This window comes from Streptomyces sp. NPDC028289, from assembly GCF_055565975.1.
Map to the genome: position 1 here is coordinate 1,243,260 of NZ_JBVHTI010000002.1, position 18,073 is coordinate 1,261,332.

General features: G+C 73.2%; 16 protein-coding genes. 15 read left to right on the plus strand and 1 reads right to left on the minus strand.

Going from position 1 to position 18,073, the window contains the following annotated elements:
- The first annotated feature begins 57 nt into the window (after window positions 1-57).
- The 13 genes from ACZ4UV_RS13535 to ACZ4UV_RS13595 all read left to right on the plus strand — a co-directional run bounded on the left by ACZ4UV_RS13535 (window position 58) and on the right by ACZ4UV_RS13595 (window position 13,968).
- Window positions 58-573, plus strand: a complete 516-nt coding sequence (locus ACZ4UV_RS13535; protein WP_451019052.1) for an SRPBCC family protein — start codon at window positions 58-60, stop codon at window positions 571-573.
- Window positions 574-613: 40 nt separating this feature from the next.
- Entirely contained in the window at window positions 614-1,321 is a 708-nt protein-coding gene (locus tag ACZ4UV_RS13540) for a DUF1275 family protein (protein ID WP_467837836.1), read from the plus strand.
- A 126-nt stretch (window positions 1,322-1,447) separates the two neighbouring features.
- Complete coding sequence (locus ACZ4UV_RS13545; RefSeq protein ID WP_451020512.1) at window positions 1,448-3,568, plus strand: DUF8189 domain-containing protein; 2,121 nt, start codon at window positions 1,448-1,450, stop codon at window positions 3,566-3,568.
- 14 nt (window positions 3,569-3,582) lie between these two features.
- Complete coding sequence (locus tag ACZ4UV_RS13550) at window positions 3,583-4,872, plus strand: ABC transporter substrate-binding protein (RefSeq protein ID WP_451020513.1); 1,290 nt, start codon at window positions 3,583-3,585, stop codon at window positions 4,870-4,872.
- A 1-nt stretch (window position 4,873) separates the two neighbouring features.
- Complete coding sequence (locus tag ACZ4UV_RS13555) at window positions 4,874-5,809, plus strand: carbohydrate ABC transporter permease (protein ID WP_451020514.1); 936 nt, start codon at window positions 4,874-4,876, stop codon at window positions 5,807-5,809.
- A complete protein-coding gene (locus ACZ4UV_RS13560; protein WP_451020515.1) occupies window positions 5,809-6,657 on the plus strand; it encodes a carbohydrate ABC transporter permease in 849 nt (282 codons plus the stop codon). The genes ACZ4UV_RS13555 and ACZ4UV_RS13560 overlap by 1 nt, the downstream gene beginning before the upstream one ends.
- Window positions 6,654-8,708, plus strand: a complete 2,055-nt coding sequence (locus ACZ4UV_RS13565; protein ID WP_467837840.1) for an alpha-galactosidase — start codon at window positions 6,654-6,656, stop codon at window positions 8,706-8,708. Before ACZ4UV_RS13560 ends, ACZ4UV_RS13565 begins: the two co-directional genes overlap by 4 nt.
- A 40-nt stretch (window positions 8,709-8,748) precedes the next feature.
- Window positions 8,749-9,522 carry an SDR family NAD(P)-dependent oxidoreductase gene (locus ACZ4UV_RS13570; RefSeq protein ID WP_451020517.1) on the plus strand — a complete coding sequence of 258 codons (774 nt, stop codon included), beginning with the start codon at window positions 8,749-8,751 and terminating at the stop codon, window positions 9,520-9,522.
- A 52-nt stretch (window positions 9,523-9,574) separates the two neighbouring features.
- A complete protein-coding gene (locus tag ACZ4UV_RS13575) occupies window positions 9,575-10,348 on the plus strand; it encodes a FadR/GntR family transcriptional regulator (protein ID WP_451020518.1) in 774 nt (257 codons plus the stop codon).
- Window positions 10,345-11,490 (plus strand): galactonate dehydratase, encoded by a 1,146-nt coding sequence (gene dgoD, locus ACZ4UV_RS13580; protein ID WP_467837843.1) that lies wholly within the window; start codon window positions 10,345-10,347, stop codon window positions 11,488-11,490. Before ACZ4UV_RS13575 ends, dgoD begins: the two co-directional genes overlap by 4 nt.
- Window positions 11,491-11,492: 2 nt before the next feature.
- Window positions 11,493-12,320, plus strand: a complete 828-nt coding sequence (locus ACZ4UV_RS13585; RefSeq protein ID WP_451020520.1) for an aldose epimerase family protein — start codon at window positions 11,493-11,495, stop codon at window positions 12,318-12,320.
- A 20-nt stretch (window positions 12,321-12,340) separates the two neighbouring features.
- Window positions 12,341-12,976, plus strand: a complete 636-nt coding sequence (locus ACZ4UV_RS13590) for a bifunctional 4-hydroxy-2-oxoglutarate aldolase/2-dehydro-3-deoxy-phosphogluconate aldolase (RefSeq protein ID WP_467837845.1) — start codon at window positions 12,341-12,343, stop codon at window positions 12,974-12,976.
- Window positions 12,973-13,968: a sugar kinase gene (locus ACZ4UV_RS13595; RefSeq protein ID WP_451020521.1), complete on the plus strand. Its 996-nt coding sequence runs from the start codon at window positions 12,973-12,975 to the stop codon at window positions 13,966-13,968. The genes ACZ4UV_RS13590 and ACZ4UV_RS13595 overlap by 4 nt, the downstream gene beginning before the upstream one ends.
- 55 nt (window positions 13,969-14,023) lie before the next feature.
- Here the strand turns inward: ACZ4UV_RS13595 and ACZ4UV_RS13600 are convergent, their stop codons facing one another.
- On the minus strand, window positions 14,024-14,944 hold the full coding sequence (locus ACZ4UV_RS13600) for an NADP-dependent oxidoreductase (RefSeq protein WP_451020522.1): 921 nt from the start codon (window positions 14,942-14,944) through the stop codon (window positions 14,024-14,026).
- A 430-nt stretch (window positions 14,945-15,374) separates the two neighbouring features.
- Between ACZ4UV_RS13600 and ACZ4UV_RS13605 the strand changes: the two genes are divergently transcribed.
- Both ACZ4UV_RS13605 and ACZ4UV_RS13610 read left to right on the plus strand, forming a co-directional pair.
- The gene (locus ACZ4UV_RS13605) at window positions 15,375-17,192 is read left to right on the plus strand and encodes an ABC transporter ATP-binding protein (protein WP_451020523.1); all 1,818 of its coding nucleotides are present in this window, start codon (window positions 15,375-15,377) and stop codon (window positions 17,190-17,192) included.
- 189 nt (window positions 17,193-17,381) lie between these two features.
- Window positions 17,382-18,050 (plus strand): NUDIX domain-containing protein, encoded by a 669-nt coding sequence (locus tag ACZ4UV_RS13610; RefSeq protein ID WP_390036832.1) that lies wholly within the window; start codon window positions 17,382-17,384, stop codon window positions 18,048-18,050.
- Window positions 18,051-18,073: the final 23 nt, after the last annotated feature.

An 18,073-nucleotide genomic window follows, 5' to 3' on the forward strand; every position in this document is an offset into this window, starting at 1 on the left:
CGGTCGTGTCGTGGCCGAAGCTCTCCCGACCACGCACTTCACCGTAAGGACACCTCCATGACCACGCAGAACGCGATCAACTGGCCCGAGAAGTACCTCCCCGGCACCGGCGACAACTTCGTCTCCAACGAGGTGATCGTGAAGGGCCTCACGGCCGCCCGGATCTGGCACTACCTGACCGACACCTCCGAGTGGGAGGGCTACTACGACAACGTCGCCGACATCTCCTTCCCCCAGGGCGGCGGCCCGCGGCTGACGGACGACCAGGTCTTCTGCTTCGGCACCTTCGGCTTCCCGCCCCTGGACGCCCATGTCGTCGAGTTCCGGGCCCCCTCCGCGGCGGTCCCGGGCCGGCTGTCCTGGACGGCGAAGCAGGACGGCGGGCCCGCGGAACGGCTGGACGTGCTGCACGCCTGGCTGGTGGAGGACCTGCCGGGCGGCCGGGTGCGCATCCTCACCCAGGAGACCCAGATCGGCGAACCGGCCGCGGCCCTGGCGAACGAGCGCCCGAACCCCATGCTCAACGGCCACCAGGCCTGGCTGGACGGCCTGGTCCGCGCCGCCTCCGCGTAGCCGGGGATCGAACTCTCACCCGGCGTTACGCTCGGGGACTGTGAGTGATGAGCCGCGCAAGCAAGCGACAGAGACCCCCGGGCGGCCGCCGGCGGAACCGGGGACCGCGCTGCGCGTCGCCGTCGTGCTTCTGGTGGCGGCCTCGGGGGCGGTGGAGACCATCTCCTTCACCGCGTTGGACCATGTCTTCGCCGGAGTCATGACGAGCAACCTGGCCCTGCTCGGCATGGCGGTCGGCCGCGCCCAGGCCACGGGCGTGACCGCGGCGGTGCTGGCGCTGGCGGGGTTCGGGCTGGGTGCGGCCGTCACCGCCCGCTTCGTCCGAGGGTACGAAGGCACCGCCAGGCACTGGCCGCGGCCGGTGGTGCTCTGTCTCGCCGGCGAGGCACTCCTGCTGGCCGCGGGTGCGGTGGTCTGGGCGGTCCTGGGCGGAGCGCCGGGGCGGACGGCCCGGGACGTCCTGCAGTTCGGGGCCGCGCTCACGATGGGCATCCAGTCGGGAGCCATGGTCGCGGCCGGCCGGGCCGCGGCGCCGACCACCTACCTGACCGGCACCCTGGCCACCTTCATCGTCAAGGGAGTGGGGGCGGGGCGCCCGAACCGCTGGGTGCCCGTCCGGCTGGCAGGCCTGTTCGCGGGCGCGGCGGCCTGCATGGCGGTACTGCGGACGGCGTCGGGCTGGGCCGGTGTGCTCCCGCCGGTACTCGTGGTGTGCGCTCTCCTCGCCGCAGCCTCATCCGGCTTCTAGTAAATTAGTAATTAATCTTGACACCGTTTCGGCCACGGGCCACAGTCGTCGCCGTGACGTCGTGGCCCGCTCCGGCAGCGCGGCCCGCGTCTCGTTCTCCTGCTTCCCAACCCCCGGGAGACACAGATGACTTCGCACCCGCCCGCAGCCGGACCCCGGCACCACCGGCTCACCCGGCCCGCCCTCGCGGCCGCCGTCGCGGTGGTCCTGGCCGCCACCGCGACCCCCGCCGCCGTCGCGCAGACGGCAGCCGACCAGGGTGCGCCCGCCGCCTACGACAGCGGCCTCGCACCCACGCCCTACATGGGCTGGAACACCTACTACGGGCTCGGCGCGCCCACCGAGAAGGAGGTGCGCTCCGTCGCCGACAGGCTGGTCAGCAGCGGGCTGCGGGACGCCGGCTACGACATCGTCTGGCTGGACGGCGGCTGGCAGGCCGACAACCCCCGGGACGCCCGGGGCCGGTTGACGGCCAACCCGGACCGCTTCCCCTCCGGTATCCCGGCCCTCGTCTCCTACCTGCACAAACGCGGACTCCGGGCCGGCATCTACACCGACGCCGGTACCTACGACGGCGGCCGGAGCTGCGGTCTCGGCAGCCGTGGGTACTACGACCAGGACGCACGGCAGTTCGCGAGCTGGAAGATCGACGCGATCAAGGTCGACTTCCTGTGCGGGATCGGCGCGAAACTCGATCCGGGTCCCGCCTACAAGGAGTTCAGCGACGCGGTCGCCAAGTCCGGCCGCAGGATGCTGCTCAACCTCTGCAACCCGCTCACCGACGACTGGGGCCTGCCGCACACCCCCGAGCAGGACGCCCACAACACCTACGTCTACGCCCCGGCGATCGCCGACTCCTGGCGCACCGGCACCGACATCGCCTGGGGCACCCCCAGCCCCGGCGAGTGGCCGAACATCCTGCGCAACATGGACGCCAACGCCTGGCACCCCGAGGCACAGGGCCCCGGCCACTACAACGACCCCGACTACCTCATCCCCATGCGGAAGATGACCGACGGGACGTACGAGCTCACCCAGGAGGAGTCCACCACGCAGTTCGTGATGTGGGCCGAGATGGGCTCGCCGCTGATGCTGGGCTCCGATCCGCGGACGCTGTCCGACTCGATGCTCGCCACGCTCCGCAACCCCGAGATCATCGCCGTCGACCAGGACCCCCTCGCGGTCCAGGGCGTACGGGTGGCGACCGACCCGGTCGGCGACGTCTACAGCAAGGTCCTGCAAGGGCACGGGCAGCGCGCGGTCGTCCTGCTCAACCGCTCGGACCAACCGGCCGAGCGCACCGTGCAGTTCGCCGACACCGGTCTCGGCGGCCCGGTCCAGGTCCGTGACCTGCGCGCGCGTGCCGACCGGGGCACGCACACCGGGTCGTACACCGTCGAGGTCCCCGCGCACGGCACCGCCTTCCTCAAGCTGACCGGCGCCGACGCGCTGCCGGGGACGGACCTGGGCGTGACGGCCACCGCGAGCCCGGCCGTGGCGGGCGACGGCTCCACGTTCTTCCGGGGGCCGCACGGCTCGCTCGTCCAGAACACCGGCGGGAGGACGCGGGACCTCGGCGGTCCCGCGCAGGGCAAGATCCTCGGCCAGCCCGCCGCGTACGCCTCCGCCGACGGCCGGGTCGACGTCTTCGTGCGCGGCGCCGACTCGCAGGCGTACCGGCGGGTCTACGCCGACGGCCGTTGGGGTCAATGGCAGTCCCTTGGCGGGCAGCTGACCGACGCGCCGTCCGTCGCCTTCACCGATCCCGCCCACTGGACGCTGTTCGCGCGCGGCGCCGACGGCACGGTCGTACAGCGCGGTCCGGCGTCCGGCTGGTCGTCGCTCGGCGAACCCGGGGGCCGGACGGTGTACGGCCGTCCGTCCGCCGTCGTCGACGCCCAGGGACGCGTCCACGTCGCCGTACGCACCGCCGCGGACGACATGTGGACGCGGACCCGGGACACGTCGGGGGAGTGGTCCGACTGGACCTCGCTCGGCGGGACCGTCAGCGGCAGCCCGACGCTGGTCGCCGTCGGCGACGCGGTGCTGCTGTACGCGCGGGCCGCCGACTACACGCTCTGGCAGCAGCGGTACGCCGACGGTGCCTGGCAGGGCTGGAGCAAGCGGCAGGAGTTCCCGAGCGCCGCGTTCGACGGCGCGCTCGGCGCGGTCGCCGGCCCGGACGGAGCCGTGGACGCGGCCTTCCGCGGCGTCGACGGCCACGTGTACCGGACCCGATTCAAGTGAACGAGGAATCCACCATGGCCAACCCCCAGACCAGCAGACGGCGGTTCCTCGCCGGACTCGGCGCCACCGGTACCGCGGCGCTGCTCAGCGGCTGCGTCACCTCCACCTCCTCCGGCAAGGGCTCCTCGACAGGCGCGGTGACCCTCCAGTCCAACCTGTCCGCCCCGCAGGCCAAGACCGCCATGGAGGACCTGGTCGCGGCGTACGGCAAGAAGGGGTCCGGCAAGGCCGGCCTCAACACCATCGCCGCCGAGACCTTCCGCACCCAGCTGCCGACCTACCTCACCTCGGCCAACCCGCCGGACGTGTACACCTGGTACCCCGGCTCGGTGGCGGACGCCTATGCCAAGAAGAACCTGCTGCTCGACCTCGACGAGGCGTGGAGCTCCTCGCCCGACCTCAAGCGGTACACCAAGGCGCTGCACACGCTCTGCACCGCGAGCTCCGGCAAGAAGGTCTTCGTGCCCAACACCTACTACTGGTGGGGCATGTTCTACCGGAAGTCCCAGTTCGCCAAGTGGGGCGTGAGCGAGCCCACCAGCTGGGACGGCTTCCTCGACCTGTGCGACAAGCTCAAGAAGAAGGGCGTCGCCCCGATCGGGCTCGGCGCCGGCGGCAACACCCCCTGGGTGGCGTCGGCCTGGTTCGACTATCTCGACATCCGGATCAACGGCGCCCAGTACCACCGTGAACTCCTCGCCGGGAAGCACCGGTTCGACGACCCCGAGGTGCGCAAGATCTTCGACCGCTGGCAGGAGGTGCTGCCGTACTTCGACCCGAACGGCACCGCCCTCGCCTTCCAGGACGCCACGACCGCCCTGCTGGGCGGCAAGACCGGCATGATGCTCATCGGTACCTTCTTCGCCGACTCGGCACCCAGGAGCGCCCTGGACGACATCGACTTCTTCCGCTTCCCCGTCATCGACTCCAAGGTCCCGCTCGCCGAGGAGGCGCCGGTCGACGGCTACTTCGCCAGCGCCCGCACCGGCCGCCGGGACCAGGTCATCGACCTGATGAAGTACCTCGCCACCGCCGAGGCCCAGGAGATCTACATCAAGGGCTCCTCCGGCACCGTCCTGCCCTGCAACCCGGACGCCAAGGACGCCGGGACCGCGCTGGTGAAGAAGGGCCGCGCGCACGTCGCGGAGGCCGCCGAGATCACCCAGTTCTTCAACCGGGACTCCAGCGACGCCCTCCAGCCCACCGCGGACACCGCCCTGACCAAGTTCCTGGCCAGGCCGAGGCAGATCGGCAGCATCCTGACCGACTGGCAGCGCGATGCCCAGAAGATCTGGAACGTCTGACGTGGCTGTGCTGACCGCCCCCGACCGGAAGTCCCCGGCCCGCCTGCCCGTCAGCGGCAGGCGGCCCCGGGGCCCCCGGCGCACCCCGCCGCTGGTCCTCGCCTTCGTCCTGGTCCCGCTGCTCGCCGAGGCCCTGTGGGTGTTCTGGCCCGCGCTCCAGGGCTTCTACCTCGCCCTCACCAAGTGGGACGGCGTGTCCCCGCCGCAGTTCGTCGGCCTGGACAACTTCCGGGAGATGGCCCACGACGACGTCTTCCGCAGCGCGCTCGGGCACACCGTCCTGTGGCTGGTTCTCTTCGGCGGCCTGTCCGCCGTACTGGGGCTCGCCGCCGCGCTGCTGCTCCAGCAGGAGCGGCGCGGGGTCGGCTTCTACCGGGCCGCCCTGTTCCTGCCGGTCGTCTTCTCGCTGGTCGCCACCGCCCTTGTCTGGCAGGCGGTCTACCAGCCCGACGGCGTCCTGAACCGGGTGCTGGAAGGGGTGGGCCTCGGCAGCCTCCAGCACGCCTGGCTCGCCGACCAGGACACCGCCCTGTACGCGGTGATCGTGCCCGCGCTGTGGCGCCAGATCGGCTACGTGATGGTGCTCTACCTGGCCGGTCTCAAGGGCATCGACCCGGCGCTCCACGAGGCCGCCAAGGTCGACGGCGCGAGCGCCTGGCAGCGCTTCCGGCACGTCACGCTGCCCCAACTGCGCAGCGTCAACGCGGTCGTCCTGTCGGTCATCATCATCGACTCGCTGCGCTCCTTCGACGTCGTCTGGTCCCTCACCCGCGGCGGCCCCTACCACTCGTCCGAGCTGCTGAGCACCTACATGTACTCGACCGCCTTCCAGTCCCTGCGCCTCGGCTACGGCTCCGCCCTGGCCGTCGTCATCTTCGTCCTCGCCTTCGGGGTCATCGCCTCCTACCTCGTCCGCGCCTTCCGGGAGGCCGACTGATGTCCGCCGACTCCACGGCGCTGCGCCGCAGAAGAGCGGCCACCGCCGGATTCCACCTCGGCGCCGGCGCCCTGGCCGTCCTGTGGCTGCTGCCCATCGCCCTGGTCGTGGTGACCAGCCTGCGCTCCTTCGACGACATCGCCGCCCACGGCCTGGGCAGCCGGCCCCACTCCTTCACCCTGGGCAACTTCGGCCAGGCCTGGACCGACGGCGGCCAGCAGCAGGCCCTGATCAACAGCCTGCTCGTCACCATCCCCTGCGTCCTGGTCACCCTGGCCCTCGCCGCGATGGCCGCGTTCGCCCTCAGCCGCTACGAACTCCCCTTCCGCCGCTCCCTGTTGCTGCTCATGCTCGGCGGCAACCTGCTCCCGCCCCAGATCCTGCTCATCCCGGTGTCCAAGCTCAGCGAAGTGATGGGCGTCTACGACACCCTGCCCGCGCTCATCGGCGTGCAGATCGGCTTCGGCGTCGGCTTCTACGTCTTCGTCCTGCACGGGTTCATGCGGTCGATCCCGGTGGAGATCCAGCAGGCGGCCGTCGTGGACGGCGCCGGACCCTGGCAGATCTTCTGGCGGATCATCCTCCCGCTGACCCGCCCCGCCCTGGCCGCCCTCAGCGCGCTGTCCTTCACCTGGATCTTCAACGACCTGCTCTGGGCGATCACCGTCCTGCGCAGTGACACCAAGATGCCGATCACCGCCGCCCTCATCGGACTCCAGGGCCAGTACGTGTCGATGTGGAACGTGATCGCGGCCGGGTCCGTGATCGCCGCCGCCCCCACGGTCGCCGTCTTCCTGCGCTTCCAGCGGCACTTCGTGGCGGGCCTCAACCTGGGAGCGGTCAAGTGACGTACCCGCGCTGGACCTTGCGCACGGAGCACACCAGCTACACCGTCCGCCTCTCCCCGGACGGTCCCTGGGCGGAGCTGGACGCCTGGGGACCGCTGGGGGTCGAGGACGGCCCGTCCGCCCTGGACTGGTCCCACCGCACCCACTTCATCACGTCCGCCGACGCGGCCCCGGCCGAGTATCTGCCCTACGGGCTGCGGCCGTTCACGGGATCCGAACTGGTGGCGGGTGAAGGCCGTTACGTGTGGTGGGAGTTCGACGGGGCGGAGGAGACGGAAGGGTCTCTTCGGCTCGCCTTCACGGACGAGCTGATCGGCCTGCGTACCGTCCTCTGCTACCGGACCGTCCCCGGCACCGACGTGATCCTCCGCTGGGCCGAGTTCACCGCCACGGCCGAACTCCGCCTGGAACGGCTCGACTCGGCCGCCGTCACCGTCCCCGTCAGGGGCGCGGCCCGGCTGACGTATCTCTCCGGCCAGTGGTCGCAGGAGTTCCAGCACACCCGGCTCGACCTCTCCAGGGGCACGTTCCGGATCGGCAGCCTGCAGGGTGCGCCCGGCCACGCGTACGCGCCCTGGCTCGCCGTGCAGGACGGCGACGCCACCTACGGCGTCGCCCTCGAATGGCCCGGCAACTGGCACATCACGGCGGAGGCCGAGCCGGGCGGTGCCGTACGGGTCCGCGCCGGGCGGGTCCCGCACGAGGGCGCCGTACTCCTGGCCGCGGGCGAAACCCTTGCCACCCCCCGCCTCGCCTGTGCCTTCAGCCCGGACGGCCTCGACGGTCTGTCCCGGGTCTGGCACCGCTACGAGCGCCGCCTCGCCGGCGACCGGCTGCACCGCACCCGCAAGGTCCTCTACAACTCCTGGGAGGCCACCGGCTTCGACGTCGACGCCGTCGGCCAGCTGGAGCTGGCGAAGGCGGCCGCGGACATCGGGGCCGAGCTGTTCGTCGTCGACGACGGCTGGTTCACCGGCCGCGCCGACGACACCGGCGGCCTCGGCGACTGGTACCCGGACCCGGCGGCGTTCCCGCAGGGCTTCGGCCGGTTCGTCGACGAAGTCCGCGCGCTCGGCCTGGACTTCGGCCTGTGGGTGGAGCCGGAGGCGGTCAGCCCCGGCAGCCGGCTGTACGCCGAACACCCCGAGTGGGTCTACCGCATCGACGGCCGCCCGGCCCGGCTCGTCCGCCACCAGCTGCTCCTCGACCTGGGCCGGACCGACGTCCAGGACTTCGTCATCGGCACCCTCGACCGGCTGCTCGGCGCCTACGGCATCGGCTACCTGAAGTGGGACATGAACCGCCCGCCCACCGAACGCGGCCGCCCCGGCACCGGATCCGCCGCCCCGGCCGACCTGGACGCCGAGCACGTCGCCGGATACCTGCGGGTCCTCGACCACCTGCGCGCCGCCCACCCCGACGTCACCGTCGAGGGCTGCGCCGGCGGCGGCGGACGGATCGAGCACGCCACCCTCGCCCGTACCGACGTCGTCTGGCCCAGCGACAACACCGCGCCGATGGACCGGCTGCGCATCCAGCACGGCTTCCTGCACGCCCACGCGCCCCACGTCATGAGCTCCTGGGTCACCGACGCCCCCGGCCTCTTCGACCCGCGCCCGCGCAGCCTCGCCTTCCGCTTCGTCAACGCCATGTGCGGAGTCCTCGGGATCGGCGCCGACCTGCGCGCCTGGACCCCGGAGCAACGGGCCGAGGCCGCCCGGTGGACCGCCCGCTACAAGGAGGTGCGGGACGTCGTCCACCACGGCGAGGCCCGGCTGCTCGGGACGCCGGACGACCCGACCTGCGGCGTGCAGTACGACGCCGGTGACCGGACCGTCGTCGCCGCGCTCTCCACCGGCCGCCTCGACGGCGCGCCGCTGCTGCCCGGCCGCCCCGACCGGCTCCGGCTGCGCGGCCTGGACCCGGCGGCGCGCTACCGGGACACGGCCACCGGAACGTCGTACAGCGGTGCCCATCTGCTCCACCACGGCCTGCCGTTCGCGTGGAGTGCCGAGCACGATGCCGACCTGGTGGTGCTGAGCCGCCGGTAGGACGCATATGTTTCCAGCAGCTCACCCTCTAAGGAGCCCGATGGACCAGTCCGTACGACGGTACGGTGCCCGCTTCACCGGCCGCACCGCCGTGGTGACCGGCGCCGCCTCCGGCATCGGAGCCGCCACCGCCGCACGCCTCGCCGCAGAGGGCGCCGCCGTCGTGCTCGCCGACATCGCCGACGAACGCGGCCAGGCGGTGGTGGACGGGATCGAGAAGGACGGCGGCCAGGCCCGGTACGTGCACGCGGACGTCGCCGCCGAGGACGACTGGGCGCGGATCGTCACCGCCGCCCACGCCTTCGGCCCCGTCGACGTGCTCGTCGCCAACGCCTACACCGTCGAGGTCGTGCCGGCCCACGAGATGTCCCTGCCGTCCTGGCAGCGGCAGCTCGCCGTCAACCTCACCGGCGGCTTCCTCGGCGTCCGCGCGGTCCTGCCCGACCTGCGCGCCCGCCACGGGGCCGTCGTCCTCACCTCGTCGGTGCACGCCCGTGCCGGCATCCCCGGCCACCCCGCCTACGCCGCGGCCAAGGGCGGCCTGCTGTCCCTGTGCGGGCAGCTCGCCGTCGAGTACGGGCCCGAGGTGCGCGTCAACGCGGTGCTCCCCGGGCCGATCCTCACCGCGGCCTGGGACCGGGTGGAGCCCGCGGAACGGGAACGCAGCGTCGCAGGAACGGCCGCCCGCCGCTTCGGCACCCCCGAGGAGGTGGCCGCCGCCATCGCGTTCCTCTGCGCCGACGAGGCCTCCTACATCACCGGGGCCAGTCTCGTCGTGGACGGCGGCTGGAGCGTGGTGAAGGCTTCCGCATGATGCCCTTGGACCAGAACGCGGACCCCAGCGTGGAAGAGAAAGGCTGTACGACATGACGCGTTACGCCCGCCGCGGTGTGCACGGCCAGACCGTGGAGGCCCTGGCACGCCGCATCCTGGGCGGCGAGATCCCGGAAGGGGCCACGCTGGACCTGGTGGCGCTGCAGAGCGAGCTCGACGTCAGCCTCACCGCACTGCGCGAGTCCCTCAAGGTGCTCGCCGCCAAGGGTATGGTCGACGCCCGCCAGAAACGCGGCACCTTCGTACGGGCCCGCGCGGACTGGAACCTGCTCGACGCCGACGTGCTGCGCTGGCAGTTCGAGGGCGGCGGGACGACCGGCGCGGAACGGTCGCTGCTGCGCAACCTCGCCGAGGTGCGCGCCATCATCGAGCCGGCCGCCGTCCGGCTCGCCGCCGAGCGCCGCACCGAGTCCGACCTGCTGTTGCTGGAGACGGCCGTGGAGGCGATGGGCCGGGAGGAGGCGGACCCGGGCCACGCCGTCGACGCCGACCTCGCCTTCCACCGGGCCCTGCTCGCCGCCACCCACAACGAACTGCTCGAACGCATGGAGATGGTGATCGAGTCGGGCCTCGCCCACCGCGACCGGATCGTGCACAGCTCCCCGCACAGCGAGGACCCCGTCCCCGCCCACCGCGCCGTCCTGGACGCCGTACGCGACCGCGACCCGCAGGCGGCCGAGACGGCCATGCGTGCCCTGCTCGACCAGGCGGGCCGCGACCTGGCACGGCTCGACAGCCCCGAGGAAACGACCGGTTCGCACGAGGCGGCCGGGGCCGACGACACGGAAGGCAGCGGCGGCCGGTGAAGATCGAGCGGATAGAGACCTTCCTCGTCCCGCCGCGCTGGCTGTTCTGCCGCGTCGAGACCGACGACGGAGTGGTCGGCTGGGGCGAACCCGTCGTCGAGGGGCGCGCCGAGGTCGTCCGCGCGGCCGTCGACGTCCTCGCCGAGTACCTGGTGGGGCAGGACCCGCTGCGTATCCAGGACCACTGGCAGGTGCTCACCAAGGGCGGCTTCTACCGTGGCGGCCCGGTGCTGTCGAGCGCCGTCGCGGGCCTCGACCAGGCCCTGTGGGACATCGCCGGCAAGACCTACGGCGCACCCGTGCACGCCCTGCTGGGCGGTGCGGTGCGCGACCGGGTGCGGGTCTACGCCTGGGTCGGCGGCGACGAACCCGCCCAGCTGACCGAGCAGATAGCCGCGCAGGTGGCGGCGGGTTTCACCGCGGTGAAGATGAACGCCGCCGGGGCCACCTCGCCGGTGGCGACGGCCGCGGAGACGGCGGCCGTGGTCGCCCGGGTGAGCGCCGCCCGCGCCGCCCTCGGCCCGGACCGGGACGTCGCCGTCGACTTCCACGGCCGCTTCACCGCCGCGAGCGCCCGCCGCGTCCTCACCGAACTCGCCCCGCTGCACCCGCTGTTCGTGGAGGAGCCCGTCGTCCCCGAGCAGGGCCACCTGCTGCCCGGCCTGGTCACCGCGAGCCCGGTGCCGCTGGCCACTGGCGAACGCCTGTACTCGCGCGCGGAGTTCCTGCCCGTCCTCGCCGCCGGTATCGCGGTCGCCCAGCCGGACCTCTCCCACGCCGGCGGCATCTCCGAGGTGCACCGCATCGCCTCGCTCGCCGAGACCTACGGCGCCCAGCTCGCCCCGCACTGCCCGCTCGGCCCCATCGCCCTCGCCGCCAGTCTCCAAGTCGCCTTCGCCACCCCGAACTTCCTCATCCAGGAGCAGAGCCGGGGCATCCACTACAACAAGGACGCCGACCTCCTCTCCTACCTCGTCGACCCCGAACCCTTCCGCTTCGTGGACGGGCACGCGCACCGCGGTGACGCCCCCGGGCTCGGCATCACCCTCGACGAGGCGGCCGTCCGCGCGGCCGACCGCGCCGGGCACCGGTGGCGCAACCCGGTGTGGCGGCACGCCGACGGCTCCTTCGCGGAGTGGTGACCATGCCACTGCCCCTCGCCGTCGTGACCGACCTCGCGCACGGCGGCCGCTGGACCTCGCTGCGCCACGGCGGCCGGGAATGGCTGTGGCGGCGGGAGAGCCCCGAACGCGATGGTGCCGCACCGGGCGACACGTTCGTGGACGCGGGAGGACTGGAGGAGTGCGTCCCGACCGTGCGCGGCACCCCCGACCACGGGGACGTCTGGTCCCGGCCATGGACGCGCGCCGAGGACGGCGTCGGGGAGACCGTCCGCTGCGACCGCTTCGCCCTGACGCGCACGCTGCGCGGTACGGACGACGGTGTGGAGGCGGCCTATGTGCTCACGGCCGAGCCCGGTTTCCGCTTCCTCTGGGCCGCCCACGCGCTGCTGGACCTCTCCGCGGAGGCCGTCGTGCGGGCCCGGGAGGGGGCGCCCACCCGGCTGTTCCCGGAGGCGGCGCCCCTGCTGGGCCGCCCCTGGCCGGACGGCGCCCCCTGGGTGCAGGGTGACTGGCCGGCACCCCGGGGGCTGCGGCTCGACCGCTTCGGGCCGGACGACGGAACGGCGGTCGGGGCCGTGGTGGAGGGCAGCCGGTGCTGTGTGCACGACGGCGCGGACCGGCTCGCCCTGGCCGTCGAGGCGGAGGGGCAGCCGCTGTCCGTCGCCCTGTGGCGCAACCTCGGCGGCTTCCCCGCCGGCCGGCCCTACCGCAGTACCGGCGTCGAGCCGATGCTCGGCCGCGTCTTCGACCTCGCCGACGCGGGCCCGGACGACGCCGCCCGCGTCCCCGCCTCGGGCGAGGTCCGCTGGCGGCTCACCGTGACCGCCGACTGCCGCTGCCCCCACTGACCATGGAAGGAGCCCCGCTCGTGGATCTGCGAGCCGCCCTCGCCGCCCGTCGCCTGCTCGCCATCGTGCGCGGCGGCGACCCGGACGCCGCCCTGCGCACCGTGCTGACCCTGGCCGAGGAGGGCATCGAACTGATCGAGGTGTCGCTGAGCGGCACGGACGCGCTGACCGTCCTCACCCGGGCCCGCAAGGAGCTGGGGCCCGGCCGTCCGCTGGGCGCAGGCACGGTGCTGACCGCCGCCGACGCGCACGCCGCCCACCGCGCGGGCGCCACGTTCGCCGTCACCCCCGGCCTCGGTGCCGGTGCCGACACCGCGCGGCAGCTCGGCATGCCGGTCCTGGCGGGTGTGCTGACCCCCACCGACGTGATCGCGGCGCAGGCCCGAAACGCGGCCGCCCTGAAGCTCTTCCCGGCCGCCGAGGCCGGGGGAGCGGCGTATCTGAAGGCGCTGCGCGGGCCGTTCCCCGACGCGGCGTTCGTCCCGGTCGGCGGCGTCGACGTGCCGGCCGCGCGGGCCTACCTGGCCGCCGGGGCCATCGCGGTCGGCGTCGGCTCCCCCCTCGTCGGAGACGCGGCGGACGGCGGCAGCATCACCGCCCTGCGCGACCGGGCCCGCGTGTTCCGGGCCGCCGTGCGGGAGGAGGGGCCCGCGTGACGGCCGCCTGGCGTCCGGCCCCGGGACCGGTCGTCTGCCTCGGCGAGACCATGGCCGCCCTCGCCCCCGACCCGCCCCGGCCACTGGCGGACGCCGGCCAACTGCGGCTCTCCGTCGCGGGAGCCGAGTCGAACGTGGCCATGTACCTCGCGGACCACGGCGTCCCGGCCCGCTGGCTCTCGGCCGTCGGCGACGACCCGCTGGGCCGCCGGGTGCGCGCCGCGGTCGCCGCCGCCGGGGTCGACGTGACGCACGTGCGCACCGACTCGCACCGGCCCACCGGCCTCCTCCTCAAGAACCCGGGCCCGGCCGGAACCCGCGTCCACTACTACCGCAGCGGCTCGGCGGCCTCGGCCCTCGGCCCCGGCCTGCTCGACGGCGAACCCCTGGGCTCGGCCGCCCTCCTGCACCTCACCGGCATCACCCCCGCCCTCTCCGCCTCCTGCCGCGCCCTGGTGACCCGGGCCCTCGACCCGCCCGCCGCCGAACGGCCGTACGCCGTCAGCTTCGACGTCAACCACCGTGCCGCGCTGTGGCCGGAGGGCACCGCCCCGACGGTGCTGCGCGCCCTCGCCGACCGCGCCGACATCGTCTTCGTGGGCCTGGACGAGGCCCAGGAGCTGTGGGGCGGCGACCTGACCGTCGCCGGTCTGCGGGACCTGCTGCCCGGGCCGCGGATCGTCGTCGTCAAGGACGGCGCCCGGGCCGCGACCGCCCTGACCGCGAACGGCGCCTGTACGGTGCCCGCGCTGCGGACGGCCGTGGTGGAACCGGTCGGGGCGGGCGACGCGTTCGCGGCGGGCTTCCTGGCCGGGCTGCTGCGCGCGGAGCCGCTGCCCCGTGCCCTCCGGCTCGGGCACCTCACCGCCGTCTCGGCGCTCAAGGTGACGGGGGATCACGGACCTCTGCCCGAGGCGGCGGACATCGCCCGGCTGCTGGAACTCCCGGACCGGGACTGGCGGCGGGAGGGCTCCGAGACCGTTCGAAGCTAGCCGGTCGAGGCGACGGAACCAGCGAGGCGCCGGGCCGCCCTCGTACCGGCGGCCCTCAGTCCTCCGTCACCCGGATGATCGTCCGGCCGGGTGTGCGCTTCTCCGGGGTGAACGCGGCGATCGCCTCGGCCAGGGGCCGGACCGCCCCGACGACCGGCCTGAGGCGCCCGTCCCGCAGCCGTGCGGCGAGGTCGGTGAGGCGTGCGCGGTCGGGTTCGACGACGAAGAAGACCGCCCGCCCGTCCGTGGGGTGGACGGTGACCGGACGGGCGATGGTGACCAGCGTGCCGCCGGGGCGCACCAGTGCCGTGGAGCGGTCGAGGATCTCGCCGCCGATCACGTCGAACACCACGTCGACCTCGCCGATGTCCTCCAGCCGCTCGGCCTGGAGGTCCACGAAGGCGGTCACCCCCAGGTCGAGGGCGAGGTCGCGGTCGGCCGCCCGCCCGGTGCCGATCACCCGCGCGCCCGCCTCACGGGCCAGCTGCACGGCGACGGAGCCGACGCCGCCCGCGGCACCGTGGACCAGCACGGTCTGCCCGGTGGCGAGGCGGCCGTGGTCGAAGAGGCCCTGCCAGGCGGTGAGCCCGGAGACCGGCAGGGCGGCGGCCGTGACGTGGTCGACGTCGGCCGGGAGCGGGGCGAGGTTGCGGGCCTCGACGGCGGTGTACTCGGCGAGCGTGCCGTCGCGGGCCCAGTCGGCGAGCCCGAACACCCGCTGGCCGACGCTCAGTCCGGTGGTGCCGTAGCCCAGCCCGGTGACCACGCCGGACAGCTCGTGGCCGGGCACGCTCGGCGTGCGGTCGCGGCCGGCCCGGTCGGTCCAGGTGGCGGGCCAGGTCAGCTCGCCGGGCGTGAACCCGGCGGCGTGCACGCGCACGATCACGTCGTTCTCCGCGGCGTGCGGGTGCGGCAGCTCGGTGAGGGCGAGGCCGCCGACCCCGGCGTCCCGGTCCCTGACGGTGACTGCTTGCATGAGGGGTTCCTCGGGGAGGGGCATGAAGGGTTCCTCGCAGAGAAGTGGGGGAGTCGCGGTGACGAGCGGGCACCGCCCGTCGTGACCCATCTCAGCGCCCCGCGTCGGGCCCTGCCACCGCGGACGGCGGCGGACCGGGGGGAGCCCGCGGGCTCCCGCGTCGTCACGCCCTCGACCCTACGACGCAACCGGCCCGCAGCCCTGGGCCATTTCCCTTCCCATCGAGCGGGCCACTTCGCGGGGCCCGGATCGCCGCTGCCGGGCAGTGCCGTCGGTCATGTGTTCGCTCCGTAGTCGCCGACGAAAAAACACGTGGACCGGGCGACCGTCGTCGCGGGACACTTCCCTTTCCTGACCTGCCGATTCCAGGCCGCCGCGGACCATGCGGCGGCCGACTCGGCATGCCGCGCGACGACTACACAGGGTTGAGATGACATCCTCTGTCGATTTACCTGCGACGGGACCGCGCAAGGGCGCGGTGCTGCTCGCGCTTCGCTACTACGGACGGGAGCTGGTCCGGCTCAGGTGGCTCACGCTGCCCGGGATGCTGCTGCCGGCGCTCGGCAACATCGGAATCAACTACCTGGCCCCGCTGGTCGTGGCCAAGCTGATCGGCCGGATCGCCGACGGCCACGGCCTGGCCCTGCGCGCCGCACTGCCGTACGTCCTCGGCTTCGCCGGTGTCCTGCTGCTGGCGGAGGCGTTCTGGCGGGTCGGTCTGCACTGCCTGAACCGTCTGGACGCCCTCGGCATCGAGCACCTGTACGTCATCGGCATGGACGAACTGTTCGCGAAGGACGCCGCGTTCTTCCACGACAACTTCGCGGGTTCCCTCACCAAGCGGGTACTGAGCTTCGCCACCCGGTTCGAGGAGTTCGGCGACACGCTGACCTTCAACATCGTCGGCAGCTTCGTGCCGCTGGCGTTCGGATCGGTGGTGCTGTGGCGGTACGAGCCGCTGCTCGTCGTCGCGCTCCTCGCGATGATCGCGGTGACGGCGGTGTGCGTGTTCCCGCTGATCCGCCGCCGCCAGCGGCTGGTCGACCAGCGCGAGGAGGCGATCGCCCGGGTGTCGGGGCACGTCGCCGACAGTCTGATGAACATGGACACCGTCCGGGCGTTCGCCGCCGAGAAGCGGGAGGCCGCCGAACACCGGTCGCGGGTCGCCGAGTCGAGGCGGCGCACCCTGCGCTCCTGGGACTACGGCAACCTGCGCATCGACACGTTCGTCGCGCCGATGTCCGTGGCGACCAACGCGGTGGGCCTGCTGCTCGCGGTGACGCTGGCGGGCGGCGGGCACAGCGTGGAGGCGGTCGTGGTCGCCTTCACCTACTTCACCAACGCGACCCGGATCATGTTCGAGTTCAACCAGATCTACCGGCGCATGGAGAGCTCGATGACGGAGGCGGCCCAGTTCACCGAACTGCTTCTCGAACCGCCGACCGTCATCGACCCCCCGGCCCCGGAGCCGCTCGCGCCCCGGGCCGCCGACGTCCGCTTCGAGAAGGTCTCTTTCACCCACGCGGGCGCCAAACCGCTGTTCGAGGGGCTGGAGCTGGACGTGCCCAGCGGGTCGAAGTTCGGGTTCGTCGGGCGGTCGGGCGGCGGCAAGACCACGCTGACCCGGCTGCTGCTGCGCATGACCGACATCGACGCCGGCCGGATCATGATCGGTGGCCAGGACATCAGCCGGCTGCGCCAGGCCGACCTGCGCAGCCAGATCGCCTACGTCCCGCAGGACCCGGCGATGTTCCACCGCACCCTGCGGGACAACATCGCCTTCGCCCGGCCGGACGCCACCGACGCCGAGATCCGGCTGGCCGCCGAGGCCGCGCACGTCACGGAGTTCGCCGACGCGCTGCCGGACGGGTTCGACACGATGGTGGGGGAGCGCGGCGTCAAGCTCTCCGGCGGCCAGCGCCAGCGGGTCGCGCTGGCCCGGGCGATCCTCCGGGACGCCCCGATCCTGCTCCTGGACGAGGCGACCAGCGCGCTGGACTCCGAGAGCGAGATCCTCGTCCAGGAGGCGCTGTGGCGGCTCATGGAGGGCCGCACGGCGCTGGTGGTGGCGCACCGCCTGAGCACGGTCGCCTCCATGGACCGGCTGGTGGTCCTGGACCGCGGCCGGATCGTCGAGCAGGGCACGCACCACGAACTGCTCGCCGCGGAGGGCGCGTACGCCAAGCTGTGGCAGCACCAGTCGGGTGGGTTCCTCGATGAGGGGCCGCGGCCTGCCGAAGTGCACTAGGCGCTTCGCTGGGGGAGCCGGGGGCGCGTTGTCGGTTGGGTGCGGCGCCGTCGTGGCTGGTCGCGCAGTCCCTCCCCCAGCCTTCGGCCGGGGGTACCCCCAGCGCCCCTTCGGGGCGCTGTTGCGGGCGGGTGGTAGACAGGTGACCATGAGTCACCTGAACGCCCTCACCCGCCCGGACGGTCTGTGATGACCGCCGGGATCGACACCCCCGACCGCCGGGGCCGTACCGGACTCGACCGCACCGGTCTGGAGCTGACCGGCAACCCGCGCGTGAAGGTCCGGGAGGTGAAACTCCTGTCCAGCCACTGGTACGTCGAGCGGGCCACCACCTTCGACCTCCAGCACGCCGACGGCACCTGGCACACCGAGGAACGCGAGACCCACGACCGGGGCAACGGCGCCACGCTCCTCCTCTACGATGCCGGGCGCGAAACGGTCCTGCTCACCCGCCAGTTCCGCTTCCCGGTGTACGTCAACGGCCACCCCGACGGCATGCTGGTCGAGACCCCGGCGGGGCTCCTGGACGACGAGGCCGAGCACCCCGAGGACGCGGTCCGCCGGGAGGTCGTCGAGGAGACCGGCCACACCGTCGGCGAGGTCGAGCACGTCTTCGACGTCTACATGAGCCCGGGCTCGGTCACCGAACGGATCTCCTTCTACGCGGCCGCCTACGGCCCCTCGACGCGCACCCACGAGGGCGGTGGCCTGGACGAGGAGGGCGAGGACATCGAGATCCTCGAACTCCCCTTCCGGCGCGCCCTGGAGATGATCCGGACGGGCGAGATCGCCGACGCCAAGACGATCATGCTGCTGCAGTGGGCGGCCCTGGACGGACCGTTCGCCCGGCACCCTTGACTTCAAGCGCACTTCAAGCCGAA